This window comes from Sphingobium abikonense NBRC 16140, assembly GCF_001598335.1.
In the GTDB taxonomy this organism is placed as follows: domain Bacteria; phylum Pseudomonadota; class Alphaproteobacteria; order Sphingomonadales; family Sphingomonadaceae; genus Sphingobium; species Sphingobium abikonense.
Map to the genome: position 1 here is coordinate 1 of NZ_BCYT01000009.1, position 16308 is coordinate 16308.

17 protein-coding genes are annotated in these 16308 nt (G+C 61.9%); 5 read left to right on the top strand and 12 right to left on the bottom strand.

Annotated elements, in window-relative coordinates; translation table 11 throughout:
- From SAB01S_RS18750 to SAB01S_RS11475, 5 genes are all read right to left on the bottom strand, one after another.
- Positions 1-306 (bottom strand): hypothetical protein (locus SAB01S_RS18750; protein ID WP_218016153.1); only part of this gene is annotated, 306 nt, incomplete at its 3' end.
- Positions 307-309: 3 nt separating this feature from the next.
- Positions 310-1467 carry a hypothetical protein gene (locus tag SAB01S_RS11460; RefSeq protein ID WP_062733147.1) on the bottom strand — a complete coding sequence of 386 codons (1158 nt, stop codon included), beginning with the start codon at positions 1465-1467 and terminating at the stop codon, positions 310-312.
- A 320-nt stretch (positions 1468-1787) separates the two neighbouring features.
- Positions 1788-2186, bottom strand: a complete 399-nt coding sequence (locus SAB01S_RS11465; protein ID WP_062733148.1) for a VOC family protein — start codon at positions 2184-2186, stop codon at positions 1788-1790.
- A gap of 460 nt (positions 2187-2646) precedes the next feature.
- Complete coding sequence (locus tag SAB01S_RS11470; RefSeq protein ID WP_062733149.1) at positions 2647-3834, bottom strand: CaiB/BaiF CoA transferase family protein; 1188 nt, start codon at positions 3832-3834, stop codon at positions 2647-2649.
- Between the two features lie 69 nt (positions 3835-3903).
- Positions 3904-4638: a FadR/GntR family transcriptional regulator gene (locus SAB01S_RS11475; RefSeq protein ID WP_062733150.1), complete on the bottom strand. Its 735-nt coding sequence runs from the start codon at positions 4636-4638 to the stop codon at positions 3904-3906.
- A gap of 130 nt (positions 4639-4768) precedes the next feature.
- On the opposite strand from SAB01S_RS11475, the gene SAB01S_RS11480 reads away from it, so the two are divergent.
- The 4 genes from SAB01S_RS11480 (at position 4769) to infC (ending at position 9535) form a co-directional block, all read left to right on the top strand.
- Complete coding sequence (locus SAB01S_RS11480) at positions 4769-5518, top strand: electron transfer flavoprotein subunit beta/FixA family protein (RefSeq protein WP_062733151.1); 750 nt, start codon at positions 4769-4771, stop codon at positions 5516-5518.
- A complete protein-coding gene (locus SAB01S_RS11485; RefSeq protein WP_062733152.1) occupies positions 5515-6444 on the top strand; it encodes an electron transfer flavoprotein subunit alpha/FixB family protein in 930 nt (309 codons plus the stop codon). The genes SAB01S_RS11480 and SAB01S_RS11485 overlap by 4 nt, the downstream gene beginning before the upstream one ends.
- A gap of 429 nt (positions 6445-6873) precedes the next feature.
- The gene (gene thrS, locus SAB01S_RS11490; protein ID WP_062733278.1) at positions 6874-8871 is read left to right on the top strand and encodes a threonine--tRNA ligase; all 1998 of its coding nucleotides are present in this window, start codon (positions 6874-6876) and stop codon (positions 8869-8871) included.
- Between the two features lie 130 nt (positions 8872-9001).
- The gene (gene infC / locus SAB01S_RS11495) at positions 9002-9535 is read left to right on the top strand and encodes a translation initiation factor IF-3 (protein ID WP_021225320.1); all 534 of its coding nucleotides are present in this window, start codon (positions 9002-9004) and stop codon (positions 9533-9535) included.
- Positions 9536-9736: 201 nt separating this feature from the next.
- Here infC and SAB01S_RS11500 read toward each other — a convergent pair whose 3' ends face one another.
- The 6 genes from SAB01S_RS11500 to pabB form a co-directional block, all read right to left on the bottom strand.
- Positions 9737-10852, bottom strand: coding sequence for a zinc-binding dehydrogenase (locus SAB01S_RS11500; RefSeq protein WP_062733153.1), 1116 nt, complete (start codon positions 10850-10852; stop codon positions 9737-9739).
- A gap of 76 nt (positions 10853-10928) precedes the next feature.
- The gene (gene msrA, locus SAB01S_RS11505; protein ID WP_245646468.1) at positions 10929-11570 is read right to left on the bottom strand and encodes a peptide-methionine (S)-S-oxide reductase MsrA; all 642 of its coding nucleotides are present in this window, start codon (positions 11568-11570) and stop codon (positions 10929-10931) included.
- A 16-nt stretch (positions 11571-11586) separates the two neighbouring features.
- On the bottom strand, positions 11587-11739 hold the full coding sequence (locus tag SAB01S_RS18660) for a hypothetical protein (RefSeq protein WP_021225317.1): 153 nt from the start codon (positions 11737-11739) through the stop codon (positions 11587-11589).
- Positions 11740-12022: 283 nt separating this feature from the next.
- Entirely contained in the window at positions 12023-13225 is a 1203-nt protein-coding gene (locus SAB01S_RS11515; RefSeq protein WP_062733156.1) for a pyridoxal phosphate-dependent aminotransferase, read from the bottom strand.
- Positions 13226-13364: 139 nt separating this feature from the next.
- Positions 13365-13988, bottom strand: coding sequence for an aminotransferase class IV (locus SAB01S_RS18850; protein ID WP_062733157.1), 624 nt, complete (start codon positions 13986-13988; stop codon positions 13365-13367).
- A gap of 33 nt (positions 13989-14021) precedes the next feature.
- Positions 14022-15191 (bottom strand): aminodeoxychorismate synthase component I, encoded by a 1170-nt coding sequence (pabB, locus tag SAB01S_RS18855; RefSeq protein ID WP_062733158.1) that lies wholly within the window; start codon positions 15189-15191, stop codon positions 14022-14024.
- 92 nt (positions 15192-15283) lie between these two features.
- On the opposite strand from pabB, the gene SAB01S_RS11530 reads away from it, so the two are divergent.
- Positions 15284-15667 (top strand): DUF983 domain-containing protein, encoded by a 384-nt coding sequence (locus SAB01S_RS11530; protein ID WP_062733280.1) that lies wholly within the window; start codon positions 15284-15286, stop codon positions 15665-15667.
- Between the two features lie 7 nt (positions 15668-15674).
- On the opposite strand, the gene SAB01S_RS11535 is transcribed toward SAB01S_RS11530, so the two are convergent.
- On the bottom strand, positions 15675-16112 hold the full coding sequence (locus tag SAB01S_RS11535) for an acyl-CoA thioesterase (protein WP_021225312.1): 438 nt from the start codon (positions 16110-16112) through the stop codon (positions 15675-15677).
- Positions 16113-16308: the final 196 nt, after the last annotated feature.

Below are 16308 nucleotides of genomic sequence, written 5' to 3' on the forward strand. Positions count from 1 at the left end.
CTGATCAGCGGGCAGAGCAGCGAGGGCCCTAACTAGGGCCACTTCGATCGCCGTGGGCAGTTCCTCATTCCAGCCTGCGGGAAAGCCGAATATCTCGGCATGTCCTCTGGCGGCGTGATCAACGGACCAGTAGACCGGCTTCCGAAATTTCCTGATCACAAATGACGCAATAGGCGGGAGCGCAGCTCCAGAGAGGATGGCGACCGCCTCCGCCGCGGCCTCCGCACCCAGCGTCAGAGCACCGATGACAAGCGGGCGTGTCGGATCGACGTCTTCGCCGTGGCCTAGAGCGTCACGAAGGTGCATGCCTCAAAGCATACTCGCCGACTGCGCCCAGCAATCCCGCATGCTGCTGGTGCCGTCCTGCATGATATACTCGCGAACCGCTCGGAACACGAGTCCACGGGTCGCTTCGCCGACGTTGCTACGTTTAGTGTCGATCGTCTTGCGGACCTGTTCGAATATTTCGACGCCAAGTGCTTCAACCGGGTTCTTCCTGGCTTCTTCGATCAGCTTTGCCATCGCGCCCGGTAAACGATCCTTTAGCGTATCGTTCTTGTGAGCGAAGCCGATGGCTGCGGCGAAGCCGAGAACAACGGTGTCGTTGCCGAAAAATCGGTTGTGCTGCTCGCCGAGCGTCTGATCCAGCGCGACTACCCACTCTATAAACTGGCGAAAGCCATCTCGCTGGTTACCGTCTTCCGAGGTCAGGTCGATGCCGAGCGATTCTAGAGCCTCGTCAACCACCATGGTTTCCACGACGAGGTTGGTTCGGTCGACGTTCGGGCTCCTCTGCATCCATGCTTGGAAGGCCTGAGCTAGCGTCGAGAGATGGTACTGGCCCGCCCGAACTCGCCGCTTATGGTCCTTAAGTCGAAAAATCTCGATGCCCTCGAGATCCTGAAGATCCTCCGCGAGTCCACCAGAAAGGATATCAATTTGATGCTTCATCGACATCGGACGCTGGCCTGCGTTGAGTAGGAGCATTCGATACGCGAGCGGGAAGAAAGCGATGTTGACCCAGATCTCGAGCCTGAGGGAGCGACGGAGGAACTCCTCTCGCTCCTCCTCCTGAAGGTCATCGAAAGTCTGGCGGAGTGCGTTCGTGCGCTGGAGGCCGTCGATAATATCGAAGTGTGCGGGGGTACTCTTCGCGATGGCGCCCTGGAGCGCGTCGAGATCCTCGCGCGATGCTTTGATGAACCCATCGGCAGTGTCGTAGTTTGCCAAGGCGGTCTGGTCGATGTCCCGAACCGCCAGCACGATGGTCGGCAGTATACACCCGAGCTTCAGGTCCGCGCGAAGGTTCTTGTAGGGCTTGGATCCCCGGATGATATCCCGCTGGATCGCGAGATTCTCTTCGGAACCTTGGGTTTTCGCAAGGTACCACTCATAGTCCGCGCGTGCGCTCACCATGAAGTTTTGGATCCGGTTGTCGTAATCGATACCGACCACTTCGAACTGCATGAAGTCTCCTGAAGATGGCAACGGGTAGCAGATAGCCCCAAAACGATCGAACTTAAATCATGCACTCGGATCACCGCCCAGTCCAGCCACTTCGCCGACCCGTTGGTGCGCTTTCGGAAACGGCTGTCGACCATCGTTGAGCCGACGAATGGGCACTGGCGATTATCCGCCTGAAGCAGGGCGGAATGGCCGCTTTCTCGCTGTTTCCTCCCGAACCTGCAATTCCGCAATCGGCCAAAATGGAACGGGAAGAGAGCGACCAGCTGCCCCACCAAATCATTGGCGGGCAGCTGAATCAGGCTAAACGATGCCAAGCAGCGTCATTTGGGGAAGTGGATGCCGCATAGCTTGTTTCCATCTGGATCGCGGAAGTACGCGAGTACGATCGTACCCATAGACGCTGTTTCGCGAGGACCGGGCGCAACCTCGATCGACATGCCACCATTGGCAACTGCAGCATCATGAAACTGCTTCACCTGCTCTGACGAATTGCATGAAAAAGCAATGGTGCTGCCGTTCGCGACAGTTGCCGGTTCGTCATTGATCGGCTGGGTGACAATGAAATTGGCCCCATTCCCGCTGTTGTAGATCAGGCGCGTGTGGCCACTGTCGGCCACGTTGATCGTCGCCTCCGCAACTCCGAGGGTACCAAGCACCGTGTCGTAAAAGCGCTTCGCCCGGTCGATGTCGTTCGACCCCACCATCGTGTGAAAAAGCATGCATCTTCTCCTACTAGGGCTACGCCATGATTGAACACTGCCCGCGCTCGGCCATAGCAGGATCAAACGCGCGGTCACGCTTGGATCGTTGGGCTGACGTTGGCATGCTTGAATCGATAGGGACAGAAGTCTCACCTTGGTCGATGGGCGACAGGCAGCCACTTCCGTTCATGATCTTGTCGCCTGCCCCAAGGGGGACCGGCGGCTATCCCTTCCTACCCGCCGGTAAGGCGACATTCCGAAATCGGCCATCCTCCCCCTGTCCTACATCCCGACCTCATGCCATAATCCACCCCGGCTCTTTCCAACCGTCCGTCTCCACCCCGCGCGCCGTCCGCACAGGGACACGCATTAACTTCGCAAAAAATCTCCTATTGCGAAATTCGCGCCACCATTCCGCATCCACGCAAATGCGTAGCCCACGACGGTGTGAACTTCGCACCTTTTACAAACGCGCGTGTCAGCCCAGATCGCCGCTGGCCCGCAACGCCGCGACAACCTCCGCGCTCAAGCCCAGCCCGGCCAGCACCGTCGCGCCATCCTCGCCCAGTCGCGCGACATGATGCCGTGCCTCGACCCGCGATCCGCTCATGCGGAAAGGCGGATTGGGCACTTTGAACGTACCCGCGCCGTCACGCACCTGCGCGAACGCGCCGCGCGCCGCGAGTTGCGGGTCGTCCAGCAACTCGCCAATCTCGCGATAGCGGGCGCATGGCACGCCATGGCGCGACAGGATCGCCTCGGCCTCCGCCGCGCTGCGCTCTATCGTCCACGCCTCGGTCAGCGCCAGCAACGTCGCCCAATTGGCATTGCGATCCGCATTGGTCAGGAAGCGCGGATCGTCGCGCCATTCGGGATGACCTACGGCGTCCGACAATTGCTCGAAATTGCGCGGACTGGTCGGCGCGACCATGATGAAACCGTCATTGGTCTTGAGCGGCGTATAGAGCGGCCGCCGCGCGTCGCCCGGAAATTGCGCCTCCTGCGTCTCGAACACGAGCATGCCGACCATCGCTTCCAGCATCGACAGGTCGATATGCTGCCCCTGCCCCGTTCGCTCCCGCTGATAGAGCGCGGCCTGTATCGCGCCGAACGCATGGGTGCCGCCCAGCACGTCAGCGATGAAAATGCCGCTGGTCGCGGGCCGATCCGCCCCGTCCTGATAGCGCAGGTTCACCATGTCGAAACCGCTGGCCGCATGGATGACCGGCGCATAGGCCGGGAACAGCGCCTTTGGCCCGGTCTGGCCATAGCCGGAGATGGAGCAATAGATGAGCCGCGGATTGATCGCCGCCAGCGTCGCAAAGTCGAGGCCGAAGCGCGCCATGACGCCGGGCCGGAAGTTCTCCACCAGCACGTCGCAGGTGGCGACGAGCTGCTTCATGAGCGCGATGATCTCGGGCGATTTGAGGTTGCAGGCGATCGACTGCTTGCCCGCGTTCAGATTGCCGAAATAGGCGCTATGCCCGTCTCGCTTGGGCGGCCGCGCACGGACCTGATCGCCCTCAAGCGATTCCACCTTGATGACGTCCGCGCCAAGGTCTGCGAGCATCCGGGTGGCGAAAGGCCCGGCCATGACGCTGGTGAAATCCAGTACCCGCACGCCGTCCAGCGCGCCCGCCATCACAATCTTGCCATCATCCGCCATGCCGCACCTACCTATGGATCCATATATTCAATGGTCCTACCTATTGCATGGCAAAGATGGCGCGGTCAATCAGCCCTTGGCGGCAGCCTTGCTGTTCTTGCGGACATGGCGATGCACCCGTTCCAGATGCTTGCGCATTTCCGCAACGGCCGCTTCCTCATCCTTCGCCCGCAAATGCCGTACCAGCTTGAACCGGGATTCGATCAGCGATTGCTGCAACGTCTCATAGTCCGGCCCCCGCACAAATTCGTGCAGGATCGTCGATAGCGAATCGACGAAGATGCCGAAAATGCGATTCTTGGTCGCCCGCGCCAGCACCGCATAATATTCCACCGCACAGGCATAGCGCGCCTCCACGCTGCTTTCCCGCTTGGTCCGCTCGGCAATCGCCTCCAGTTCCGCGAGGTCGGTTTCCGTGGCGCGCGCGCACGCCAGGCGGACGATGATATCCTGCAATGCCAGCCGCGCCTCGGTCAGTTCGCCAAGCGAAATATCGCCCAGATGGACATAATCCTGCATCGCCTGCACGATCCGGTCCGGCTCAGCCGTTTGCACGAACGCCCCGCCCTTCGCGCCCTTCACATTGCGGATGATTCCTGCGACCTCCAGACTGCGTAGCGCTTCCCGCAACGCGCTGCGACTGACCTGAAACTCGACCGCCAATTCCCGTTCGGCAGGCAGCTTGTCCCCCGCCTTGAGCGTCCCCGCCGCCAATTGCTCCCGTATCTGTTCACAGATCACCTCGAACGCGCGGCGCGTCTTGATGGGAGCGAAACTGGGCTTGGGGGACGGGGACGATGCCATAGAGTGCGCTCCGATAGAGATGCGCAAATCTATAGCCGACGCCGAGAAAGGCGCAATGGCCGGACCGAACGGGATTGACAGACGCCTATCACTCTTTAATGGTCAGACCATTATGAAAATGGAGCGAGCCATGAAGATCCTTGTGCCCGTGAAGCGGGTGATTGATTATAATGCAAAGCCGCGCGTGAAGGCGGACGGTACGGGCGTCGATCTGGCGAACGTCAAGATGAGCATGAACCCGTTTGACGAGATCGCGGTGGAGGAAGCCATCCGCCTGAAGGAAAAGGGCGTGGCGACCGAGGTGATCGCCGTGTCGATCGGCGTCGCCAAGGCGCAGGAAACGCTGCGGACGAGCCTTGCGATGGGCGCGGATCGCGCGATCCTGATCCAGACCGATGAAGAGGTCGAGCCGCTGGCCTTGGCCAAGCTGCTCGCCAAGGTCCAGGAAGAGGAAGGCGCTGGCCTGATCATCCTGGGCAAGCAGGCGATCGACGATGACAGCAACCAGACCGGCCAGATGCTGGCGGCGCTGCTGAACCTGCCGCAGGGCACGTTCGCGTCGAAGGTCGAGGTCGAAGGCGACAGCGTGTCGGTGACGCGCGAAGTCGATGGCGGGCTGGAGACGGTGAAGCTGTCGACGCCGGCGATCATCACCACTGACCTGCGTCTCAACGAGCCGCGCTATGCGTCGCTGCCCAACATCATGAAGGCGAAATCCAAGCCGCTCGCGCAGAAGACGCCTGCCGATTATGGCGTAGATATCGGCGCACGGCTGGAGACGCTCAAGGTGGTCGAACCGCCCAAGCGCACCGCCGGCGTCAAGGTCGCCGATGTCGATGAATTGGTTGCCAAGCTCAAGGCCATGGGAGTTGCCGCATGAAGACGCTTGTATGGGTTGAACATGAGGGCGGCGTGGTCAAGGACGCGACGCTTTCCGCCATCACCGCTGCTGCGAAGCTGGGCGAAGTGCATCTGCTGGTTGCTGGCGAAGGCGTCGATGGCGTTGCCGCTGCCGCCGCGCAGATTGCGGGCGTGGGCAAGGTGCATGTCGCTGACGACGCCGTCTATGGTCATGCGCTTGCCGAGAATATCGCGCCGCTGGTCGTGGAACTGATGGGGCATCATGATGCTTTCATCGCGCCCGCCACCAGCAACGGCAAGAATATCGCGCCGCGCGTTGCGGCTCTGCTCGACGTGATGCAGATCAGCGATATCCTGTCGGTCGAAGGCGAGGACACGTTCACGCGGCCGATCTATGCGGGCAATGCGATCGCCACGGTCAAGAGCAAGGATGCCAAGAAGGTCATCACCGTTCGCGGTACGGCGTTCGAGAAGGCGGCTCGTGAGGGTGGTTCGGGCACGGTGGAAGCGGTGGCCTCGACTGGGGACAAGGGGCTGTCGTCCTTTGTCGGGGCGGAGATCGCCAAGCTTGAGCGGCCGGAACTGACCAGCGCCAAGATCATCGTGTCGGGTGGTCGGGCGCTCAAGGATGGGCCGACGTTCGAGGAAGTCATCTATCCGCTGGCCGACAAGCTCGGCGCTGCGGTCGGAGCCAGCCGGGCGGCGGTCGATGCGGGTTATGTGCCCAACGACTATCAGGTCGGACAGACCGGCAAGATCGTGGCGCCGGAAGTCTATGTTGCGGTTGGCATTTCCGGGGCGATCCAGCATTTGGCGGGGATGAAGGACAGCAAGACCATCATCGCCATCAACAAGGATGAGGATGCGCCGATTTTCCAGGTAGCCGACATCGGCGTGGTGGGTGATCTGTTCAAGATCGTGCCGGAATTGACCGATAAGCTGTAAGCGCGACGCCATCGCATAGGAAAGGGCGCGGGATAAAGATGCCGCGTCCTTTTTACGTCTGTCGTCGGCTGCATTGTCGTAAAGAAGATGATCTGTCGTGCGACGATGAGTGGCGGGCATTCACTGCTACCTCGCTCCATTCATGGTCCGTTCCCTTGTGCCTAGCCTTGCGGTAAGTAATTGGGAACCAAATGTGATTCCTGATTCCAGCAAGAACGAACTGGGGCCTTTTTGGGGGCCTTATTAACCGTCTCATTTTCATTACATATTTGAAAATAAAAACAGAAACATCGTGGATTGGATTCCAGCTCGGCTCGCAATGAGATTTCCCCCTGTATTGACAGGCAGGTCGGCCCATCTAAGGGGAAAGCGCGGCCACATGTGCCGCGCGAACGGTTCCTTCAACAGAAAGACATACTCGTGTCCGCCATGCTCAAAATCACTCTGCCCGATGGTTCCGTGCGTGAAGTCGCGCCCGGCACTACCCCGGCGGATATTGCGGCGGCGATCGGTCCGGGTCTTGCCAAGGCGGCGATCGCGGCGCGGGTGGATGGCGAATTGCGCGATATTGGGCGGCCGCTGGAACAGGATGCCCAGCTTGCGCTCGTCACTGCGAAGGACGAAGCAGACGCGCTGGAACTTGCCCGTCATGATTTCGCGCATGTTCTGGCCGAAGCGGTGCAGGCCCTGTTTCCCGGCACGCAGATCACCTTCGGCCCCGCGACCGAGGATGGTTTCTATTACGATTTCGCGCCCAAGGATCGGCCATTTACCGAGGAGGATCTGCCGGCGATCGAGGCGGAAATGCGCCGGATTATCGCCGAAGACAAGCCGCTCATGCGCGAAGTGATCGACCGCGATACGCTGATCGCGCAATGGGAAGCGGCCGGCGAGACGTTCAAGGCGCAATGGGCAGCCGAGTTGCCGCAGGGTGAGGAACTGACCGTTTATCATTCGGGCGCACCCGGTTCCAAAGGATCCTGGTACGACATGTGCCGCGGCCCCCACCTTGCCTCGACGGGCAAGCTCGATCCCCAGGCCTTCAAATTGACGCGCGTTTCCGGCGCTTATTGGCGCGGCGACCAGAAGAATGCGATGCTCAGCCGCATCTACGGCACCGGCTGGCTGAACAAGAAACAGCTGAACGCGCATCTGACCCGGCTGGAGGAAGCGGCCAAGCGCGACCATCGCAAGCTGGGCGCGGAGATGGACCTGTTCCACCTCCAGCAGGAAGCGCATGGGTCGGTCTTCTGGCACCCCAAGGGCTATCTCATCTGGCGCGAGCTGGAAGCCTATATGCGCCGCGCGATTGATGCGGCGGGCTATCGCGAGGTCAAGACGCCGCAGGTGATGGACGCGCGCCAGTGGGAACAGTCGGGCCACTGGGGCAAATATCGCGAAAATATGTTCGTGATCCCCGACGAAGTGCCCAACGTGGCGGATGAAGGCCCGCTGGTGTCGGACGATGCCGACTGGATGGCCTTGAAGCCCATGAACTGCCCCGCGCATGTCTTGATCTTCCGTCAGGGGATCAAGAGCTATCGCGACCTGCCCTTACGCTTCTACGAAAATGGCTGCTGCCACCGCAACGAGCCGCACGGCGCGCTGCACGGTCTGATGCGCGTGCGCCAGTTCACGCAGGACGACGCCCATATTTTCTGCCGCGAAGACCAGATCGTCGAGGAAGTGCGCGCCTTCTGCTCGCTGGCCGATCGCATCTACAAGGATTTCGGTTTCCGATATTCGATCAAGCTCGCGCTGCGCCCTGAAAAGCGGTTTGGCAGCGAGGACATGTGGGACAAGGCGGAAAATGAGCTGCGCGACGCCGTCGTCGCGGCCGGCCTGGCGACCGAAGACTATGGCTGGGAGGAATTGCCCGGCGAAGGCGCTTTCTACGCGCCCAAGCTGGAATGGCATCTGACCGACGCGATCGGCCGTACCTGGCAAGTCGGCACGCTCCAGTCGGACCGCGTGCTGCCCGAACGACTCGACGCCGCCTATATTGGCGAGGATGGCGAACGGCATCGGCCGGTCATGCTCCACCGTGCGATCTTTGGCAGCTATGAGCGTTTCATCGGCATATTGATCGAACATTATGCGGGCAAATTCCCGCTGTGGCTGGCGCCGGTGCAGGCGGTGGTCGCGACCATCGTTTCGGATGCGGACGACTATGCCCGAGTGGCGGTCGACAGGCTGCGCGCCGCAGGGATCCGGGCCGAACTCGATACCCGCAACGAGAAGATCAACTACAAGGTGCGCGAGCATAGCCTGGCCAAAGTGCCCAATTTGCTGGTCGTCGGCCGACGCGAGGCGGATGAAGGCACGGTGGCGCTGCGTGAACTGGGCAAGGAAGGCCAGAGCGTCCTGTCGCTCGACGAGGTGATCGCCCGCCTTGAAAAAGAGGCGCTGGCCCCCGATATGCAGTGAGGCAGAAATGCCGCAAAGGTGCGCGATTTCGTTACGGCGGAACCGCGCACCCCTTCCCGCATTGGTAAAATGCCGCTAAAAGCCGTCCGTTTTCGTAACGACCATAGGAGATATTGCTATACGTCCCCCGATGATGCGCCGCCCGATGGCGCCGCCGCCGAAATCCGGCCCCCGTTATAACGAGTTCATCAACGTGCCCAAGGTGCGCGTGATTGATGATGAAGGCGAAAATCTGGGTGTGATGTTTACGCAGGAGGCGATCGAGCAGGCCTATGAGGTCGGCCTTGACCTCGTCGAAGTCTCGCCGAACGCCGATCCGCCGGTCTGCAAGTTCCTGGATATCGGCAAGTTCAAATATGAAGCGCAGAAGAAGGCGAATATCGCCCGCAAGACGCAGAAGACCCAGGAACTTAAAGAAATCAAGATGCGCCCCAACATCGACGATCATGATTATGAGACGAAGATGAAGAAGGTGCATGACTTTATCGGCGATGGCGACAAGGTGAAGATCACGCTGCGCTTCCGCGGACGCGAACTCAGCCACCAGCAGCTGGGCATGAACCTGCTCCAGCGCGTGGCCGAGAATGTGCAGGAAATCGCCAAGGTGGAGGCCTATCCGCGCATGGAAGGCCGCCAGATGCTGATGGTGCTGGCGCCGAAATAAGCGCGAACGATAGCGATTGGCAAAAAGGGCGGGGTCTTACGGGACCCCGCCTTTTTTGTTCGTGAGGTTTCATTTCCTCTAGCACGCCCGGAGAAGCCATCAGGCAGCGTGATGACAGGTTCTTGCGGAAGTGGCTGGCGCTCAGCAGAACAATAACGCGCCTCTGTGTCTAATGACTGCAACGGCCCGTCCGGCTTCCCCTCATCCGTTGGGCAGCAGCAGATATTTTTCGCCGGTCCGCCTTGCATTATAGGCCATCACCGCGTCGCGCTTGAGCGCGTCGTCCAGCGAAGTGCGCGCTTGGTAATGGCTGGCGAAGGTCGTCGTCAGATTAGCGCGCACCCGCGCCCGCAAGCCTTCCAATGTCTTGGCATCAAGACTTTGCAGGAAGGGGAAGAGCAGCCAGCCGCCGACCGACCAGCTGAAACCGAAGCTGCGATTGAGAATGGTAGGCCCGGTATCGAGCGCGCCGTAAATATAGGCCTGCTTGCGGCTGCTTGAGCCGTAGCGGCTATAGTCTTGCCCTTCCGACGCGACTTGCTCCATGGCGTGCAAAATATGCCCGACCATCTTGCCGCCGCCGATCGCGTCGAAGGCCAAGGTCGCGCCCGTTGCCTTGAGCGCGGCGATGAGATCAGTCCGGAAGTCATCGCTGCTGCTGTCGAGCACATGCTCGGCGCCCATGTCCTTCAGCAGCGCGACCTGAGCCGGGCTGCGCACGATATTGACCAGCGGAATGCCATCTGCCTGGGTAATGCGCAGCAGCATCTGACCCAAATTCGACGCGGCGGCCGTGTGAACGATGGCGCTATGGCCATCGCGTTTCATGGTTTCGACGAAGCCCAGCGCGGTCAACGGATTGACGAAGGCGGATGCCCCCTGCTCCGCCGTGGCATCGTCAGGCAGGACGATGACGGAGCGGGCATCGACCGTCCGATATTGGGCGAACATGCCGCCTGCGACGCAGGCGACCGTCTTGCCCAGCAGGGCCTGTGCCTCCGTGGCCTCGCCCGCCGCGACGACGGTGCCTGCCCCTTCGTTTCCGACCGGCATCGCCTGCCCGACCCGCGCAGCCATCGCCCGGCGCGCGCCGTCCGGCATCGTCGCGATAATGCGCCCCTCGCCATAGTCGGCCGTATCCATGTCGGCCGGACCGAAAAGCAGGCCAAGGTCGGATGGATTGATCGGCGCGGCATCGACCCGGACGACGACTTCGTGCCCGGTCGGCTGGGGCAGCTTTTCCTCTGCCAGCTCAACGACCAGCCGGCCATCCTCCTGCAACGTCGTCAAAATCTTGCGACCGCGCAATTCACTCATCCTGTCCTCCTGCATCGTTCGGCCAAGAGGTAGTCATGGGTGCGGACGGAACAAGGGCCGGCGGCGAACCAGCCGTTCAGGCCGAAGGCTGATCGCGATAAAGCCCCGGATACAGGGATTGGAACGCCGCCAGCTTGGGCGCGTCCCAGCGCAGGATATAGGGGTGGCGCGGATTCTTGCGCATGAAATCCTGATGATAGCTACCGGCGTCCTGGAATCCCGTGAAAGGCTCGACCTTCGTCACAATCGGATCATTCCACAGGCCGCTTTTCCCTAGCTGCGCCAAGTAGGCGCGCGCCGCCCGATCCTGTTCGCTGTTCAACGGGAAAAGGGCACTGCGATATTGCGTTCCCCGGTCAGGTCCCTGCCGGTTCAGCAGCGTCGGGTCGGCGACAACCGAGAAAAAGATGCGCAGCAGCGTGCCGTAGCTGACGACCTTGGGATCATAGGTCACGCGCACGGCTTCGGCATAGCCGGTGTCGCCCGCGCTGACCTTGTCATAATCGACACGAACATCGCGCGGCCCACCGGCAAAGCCGGATACGACCAGCTTCACCCCTTTGACGTGGGAAAAAACGCCTTCGACGCCCCAATAGCAGCCGCCGGCGAAAACTGCGGTTTCCAGCTTGCGCGTCGGCGCGGCATCGACGGCGGGGAAAGGCGCGGTGACAACGCGCTCAGCATGTGCGGGCACAGCGGCGGCCAAGGCCACCGCCATCAAGGGGACGATGCGTTTAAAGAGCCGAGCCATCGGTCGAGGTCGCGGCGACGGCGGTGCTGCTGAACATCGGCGGCTCTTCGGGTTGCAGCATGACCATGCCCACAGCGCCGATCGCGAACCCGCCCAGGAAGCGCAGGAACAAGTCGGATTTGAGGAACGCCTTCATGGCAAACGCCTTTCTACCAAAGTCTGCCGATCTCATCGGCTTTCCCGCTACCTTCATGCGCCTTGCCCCTGACTGAACGGCCGGTTCTGCAGCAGCAGCTTTCGACCAATGCCAGGATAAGGACGACGAACGCCGCCGGATATTTAAGTTTCTGTTCGCAACCGGCATATAAGCCGGCCGGCGCCGAACACAAGACGGCGCAGGGGGAAAAGGACCGTTTCCAGATTGCGCAAAAAAGTTCCCGCCGCCTGGACTTTTACCGAGCGGCGGGCAACGGCCGCGCCTATTTCAGCGCCGCGCAGGCTTCCTGAATGCGGGTGCAGGCCTTGCGCAGCACATCGTCCGATGTCGCGTAGCTGATGCGGAAGGCCGGCGACAAGCCGAAGGCTGCACCATGGACGGCCGCCACCTTGGCCTCATCCAGAAAATAGCCGATCAGGGCTTCGTCGCTGTCGATCACCGCGCCCTTGGGCGTCGTCTTGCCGATGACGCCGCTGGCGTCGGGATAGACATAGAAAGCGCCTTCGGGCGTCGGGCAATCCAGGCCCGGCGCATCGTTCAGCATGGCGACGACCATGTCGCGACGCTTCTTGAACACCGCGTTGCGATCCTCCAGAAAATCCTGCGGGCCGGTCAGCGCGGCGACGGCGGCGGCCTGGCTGATCGAGCAGGGATTGCTGGTCGACTGCGACTGGAGCTTGCCCATCGCCTTGATGATCCATTCAGGCCCGCCGGCAAAACCGATGCGCCATCCGGTCATGGAAAAGGCCTTGGAACATCCATTGACCGTCAGCGTGCGGTCATACAATTCCGGGCAGACCTGCGCGATGGTGGCGAAGGGCGTGGACGCATACCAGACATGCTCATACATATCGTCGGTCATCACCAGCACATGGGGATGGCGCAGCAGAACCTCGGCCAAGGCCTTGAGTTCCTCCGCCGAATAGGCCGCGCCCGACGGGTTGGACGGGGAATTGAGCATCACCCATTTGGTGCGCGGCGTAATCGCGGCGTCCAGTTGTGCCGGCGTGATCTTGTACCCCTGGGCGGCGGGCGCTTCGATGAAGACCGGCGTGCCGCCCGCAAAGTTCACGATGTCGGGATAGCTCACCCAATAGGGCGCGGGAATGACGACTTCATCGCCCGCATCGACCGTGGCAATCAAGGCGTTGAACAGCGTGTGCTTGCCGCCCGAATTGACGCTGATCTGGCTGCGCTTGTAGACAAGGCCATTGTCGCGCTTGAATTTGAAGGCGACGGCTTCCTTGACATCGGCGGTGCCGTCCACGTCCGTGTAGCGGGTCTGGTTGTTGCGGATCGCCGCGATGCCGGCTTCCTTGACGAAGTCGGGCGTGTCGAAATCCGGCTCGCCGGCCGACAGGCCAATAACGTCCACGCCGTCGGCTTTGAGCGCGTTGACGCGCGCGCTCATGGCGAGCGTGGCGGACGGCTGGATGCGACCGAGGGCAGCGGAAGTCTGGCTCATGGCAATCTTCTTTCTCAAATATCCTCTTGTCCGCACATTTAGCGGACGCCGCGGTCCTTAGTGCGCAACGCAGGCAGGGGCAACCGCCAGATGGGCGGCAAAGGCTTTGCCCTTCAAAAGCCCGGCTATCGACGGCTGCCTAATGAGCGAGCGTCGCCGCCACCATCCCGCGCGCGGCGTTGCCGATGAAGAAGCCGCCTTCCAGATCATGGACCTTGAGGTCCGCCTCCACAGCCTCGCCCATGTCGATCAGGCTTTGGCGCAAAACGCCGGGTAGTAGCCCGCGCGCCAGCGGCGGGGTGAGCAGCTTGTCGCCGCGTTCGACGAAGAGGGTGGAAAAACAGCCCTCGGTCAGATAGCCGTCCGCATCGGTCAGCAGCACTTCATAGGTGCCGCCCCGGCGCAGCGCGGCGCGATAGAGGCTGCGATCGGTAGTCTTGTGGCGCAGCCGCAGGTCGTCAGCCGGTGCCTGGCGAGGCACGACGGCCACCGGGACGATCGCCTGCGGCCAGGTGCGATGATCGCGCACCTCGATCGCCAGCGCGCCGCCGCGCGACACCAGCAGCCGCACGCGGCTGCGTTCGCGCAGGCGGAAGGTCGCGGCCTGAAGCTCGTTCCGGACATTGTGCCGGTCAAAGGTAAAGCCCAGCGCATCGGCGCTGTCCTTCATCCGCGCCAGATGCAGGTCCAGCAGCCTGACCCCTTCGTGCGGGTCGAAGGCCATGGTTTCCAGCAGGTCATAATGTCCGTCGGTCAATGACATTGCGGTTATTTCAAGCCCCTGCTCTTATCCAAGTCAAGCCGTGCCAAGAAAACGCGCCTTCGCCAGACATTCCGCCCATTCGGACGCGCCATCGGAATCCGCGACAATACCCGATCCCAGGCCAAGCCGGCCCGCGTCAGCGCCGTTGTCGATGCAAATCGTGCGAATGGCAACGTTGAAGGCCGCATCGCCATCCGGGTCGATCCAGCCCAGCGCGCCGGTATAGACGCCGCGCGGATGCGGTTCGACCGCTTCTATGATCTCCATCGCCCGCAGCTTGGGCGCGCCGGTGATCGACCCGCAGGGAAACAGCACGCGCAGCACATCGACCGGCGACAGGCCCGGCAGCACGCGCGCGCGGACGGTGGATACCAGTTGGTGCACGGTGGGATAGCTTTCCACCCGGAACAGGTCGGGCACGATGACGCTGCCCGCCCGCGACACGCGCGACAGGTCATTGCGCAGCAGGTCGACGATCATCAGATTTTCGGCGCGCTGCTTCTCATCCTCCTCCAACCAGCGGGCTTGGGCGGCATCGCTGGCCGGATCGCCCCCGCGCGTCGCGGTGCCCTTCATCGGCCGTGCGGTCAACTGGCCGCGCACCTGGCTGAAAAAGAGTTCGGGCGAAAAGGACAGGATATTGTGATCGCCGGTCTGGATGATGCCGCCATAGCCGGCGGCCGCGCGCGAACGGACAGCGGCATAGAGCGCCAACGGGTCGCCCTCCATTGGCACATCGCAGGGGAACGTCAGATTGACCTGATAAACGTCGCCGGCGCGGATATAGTCCTGCACCCTATCGAAGGCCCGGCGATAGCCCATCTCGTCGATCAGGGGGCGCATAGGGCCGATCCTTGCGCGCATCCGGTCCGGCAGCAGGTCGGGCACGGCGGTGGAGGGGATGCGCCGCGACCCTTCGAACAGGCCGAACCACAGCAGGGGCGCGCCGCCCCCTGCCCTTTGCGCCGCGATCGGCGCCAGCCTGTCTTCCAAAGCCAGCCCCGCCTCATAGCTGAGGAAGCCGGCCGCATGCAGGCCTGCGTCACTGGCCTGCGCCACGCGGTCGAGCGCTGGCTGCACTTCATCCATGCGCCTAGCCGCGATGGTGGCGACAGGATCGCGATAGAGACGGGCGGGCGCGGGGCCGCGCAGACGCGCGTCGTCGAACAGGCAGAATATCTCGGTCGGACCCGGCAGGCGCATGGCGTTTCCTAGCAGGCTTTGCCGCGGACGGAAGCGCCATTGGCGTGGCGATGCTGTTGCGCCCGTCGAGCCATCGCCCTAGCGATGAGAGCATGACCGAGCCAACAGCCCCGCAAACACCGGACCGCGCGGCCTGGCCCGCCATCGCGCGCGGGCTGCGGGGACGCTGCCCTGCCTGTGGCGCGCCGGGCCTGTTCGCGCGTTTTCTGAAGGCGTCGCACCGCTGCACGGGATGCGGCCTGCGGCTCGACGCGCATCAGGCGGATGATTTCCCGGCCTATATCGTGATCCTGCTGCTCGGCCATATCCTGGTGCCGCTGATGATCGAAACGAACAGCGTGCTGGCCATCCCTCTGGCATGGCAATCGCTGATCTGGCCAGCCCTTGCCGCCATGCTGGCGATCGCCCTGATCCAGCCGGTCAAGGGCGCGGTCATCGCATTTCAGTGGAGCCGCCATATAGCGGGGTTTCGCTGACGCGCGATCAGTCGGGTTTGCGCAGGAAATTCCGCTCCATCGCCTCGCGCAGCGTGTCATCAATGAGGCGACGGCCCTCGGCGCCATGGGTGACGACGGTCGTGTCGCAGGTCGCGACGCATACGCCCTTCTGGAAACCCGCCGAACTGATGGTCCAGCTGGTGCGGCCGATATGGCCGATCGCGCAATGGACTTCGAACGGATAGGGAAAGTGCGATTCCTCCAGAAAATTGAGGTTCACATTGGCCACCAGCCAGCGCACCCCCTGTTCCTGCGGATGCCGGCCCAGATGGTGGTGGAACCGGATACGCGCGGTTTCGAAAATGCCCGAAATCGCCACATTGTTGATGTGGCCCATCGTATCGAGATCCTGAAATCGCGTGTCGATGCTCGTGATGAAACGATAGGCATCGGGACTGAACCGCCAGCTATCAGGTTTGGCCATGTTCTGCTTTCCCTCGGAAATCTATAGTGGTTGCCATAGCCATCGCAGCCATTGATGCAATAACGTCATGCAAAATGATGAAGCTGCGGCTTTTTTGACACAGGCCGAAACAGACCATTCATGACGCGCCTGTCACGGCCATGACGCCGATCCGTCAACGATCCCTCACCACGGTGCAACATGCCGACGATACTGG

Excerpts from the sequence above, each read along its gene's own strand:
- SAB01S_RS11535 (WP_021225312.1), bottom strand. The coding sequence starts at position 16,112 with ATGGCCAAACCTGATAGCTGGCGGTTCAGTCCCGATGCCTATCGTTTC.
- SAB01S_RS11480 (WP_062733151.1), top strand. The coding sequence starts at position 4,769 with ATGAAGATCCTTGTGCCCGTGAAGCGGGTGATTGATTATAATGCAAAG.
- SAB01S_RS11515 (WP_062733156.1), bottom strand. The coding sequence starts at position 13,225 with ATGAGCCAGACTTCCGCTGCCCTCGGTCGCATCCAGCCGTCCGCCACG.
- thrS (WP_062733278.1), top strand. The coding sequence starts at position 6,874 with ATGCTCAAAATCACTCTGCCCGATGGTTCCGTGCGTGAAGTCGCGCCC.
- infC (WP_021225320.1), top strand. The coding sequence starts at position 9,002 with ATGATGCGCCGCCCGATGGCGCCGCCGCCGAAATCCGGCCCCCGTTAT.
- SAB01S_RS11475 (WP_062733150.1), bottom strand. The coding sequence starts at position 4,638 with ATGGCATCGTCCCCGTCCCCCAAGCCCAGTTTCGCTCCCATCAAGACG.
- SAB01S_RS11500 (WP_062733153.1), bottom strand. The coding sequence starts at position 10,852 with ATGAGTGAATTGCGCGGTCGCAAGATTTTGACGACGTTGCAGGAGGAT.
- SAB01S_RS11460 (WP_062733147.1), bottom strand. The coding sequence starts at position 1,467 with ATGCAGTTCGAAGTGGTCGGTATCGATTACGACAACCGGATCCAAAAC.
- SAB01S_RS18850 (WP_062733157.1), bottom strand. The coding sequence starts at position 13,988 with ATGTCATTGACCGACGGACATTATGACCTGCTGGAAACCATGGCCTTC.
- SAB01S_RS11485 (WP_062733152.1), top strand. The coding sequence starts at position 5,515 with ATGAAGACGCTTGTATGGGTTGAACATGAGGGCGGCGTGGTCAAGGAC.
- SAB01S_RS11470 (WP_062733149.1), bottom strand. The coding sequence starts at position 3,834 with ATGGCGGATGATGGCAAGATTGTGATGGCGGGCGCGCTGGACGGCGTG.
- SAB01S_RS18660 (WP_021225317.1), bottom strand. The coding sequence starts at position 11,739 with ATGAAGGCGTTCCTCAAATCCGACTTGTTCCTGCGCTTCCTGGGCGGG.
- pabB (WP_062733158.1), bottom strand. The coding sequence starts at position 15,191 with ATGCGCCTGCCGGGTCCGACCGAGATATTCTGCCTGTTCGACGACGCG.
- SAB01S_RS11465 (WP_062733148.1), bottom strand. The coding sequence starts at position 2,186 with ATGCTTTTTCACACGATGGTGGGGTCGAACGACATCGACCGGGCGAAG.
- SAB01S_RS11530 (WP_062733280.1), top strand. The coding sequence starts at position 15,284 with ATGACCGAGCCAACAGCCCCGCAAACACCGGACCGCGCGGCCTGGCCC.
- msrA (WP_245646468.1), bottom strand. The coding sequence starts at position 11,570 with ATGGCGGTGGCCTTGGCCGCCGCTGTGCCCGCACATGCTGAGCGCGTT.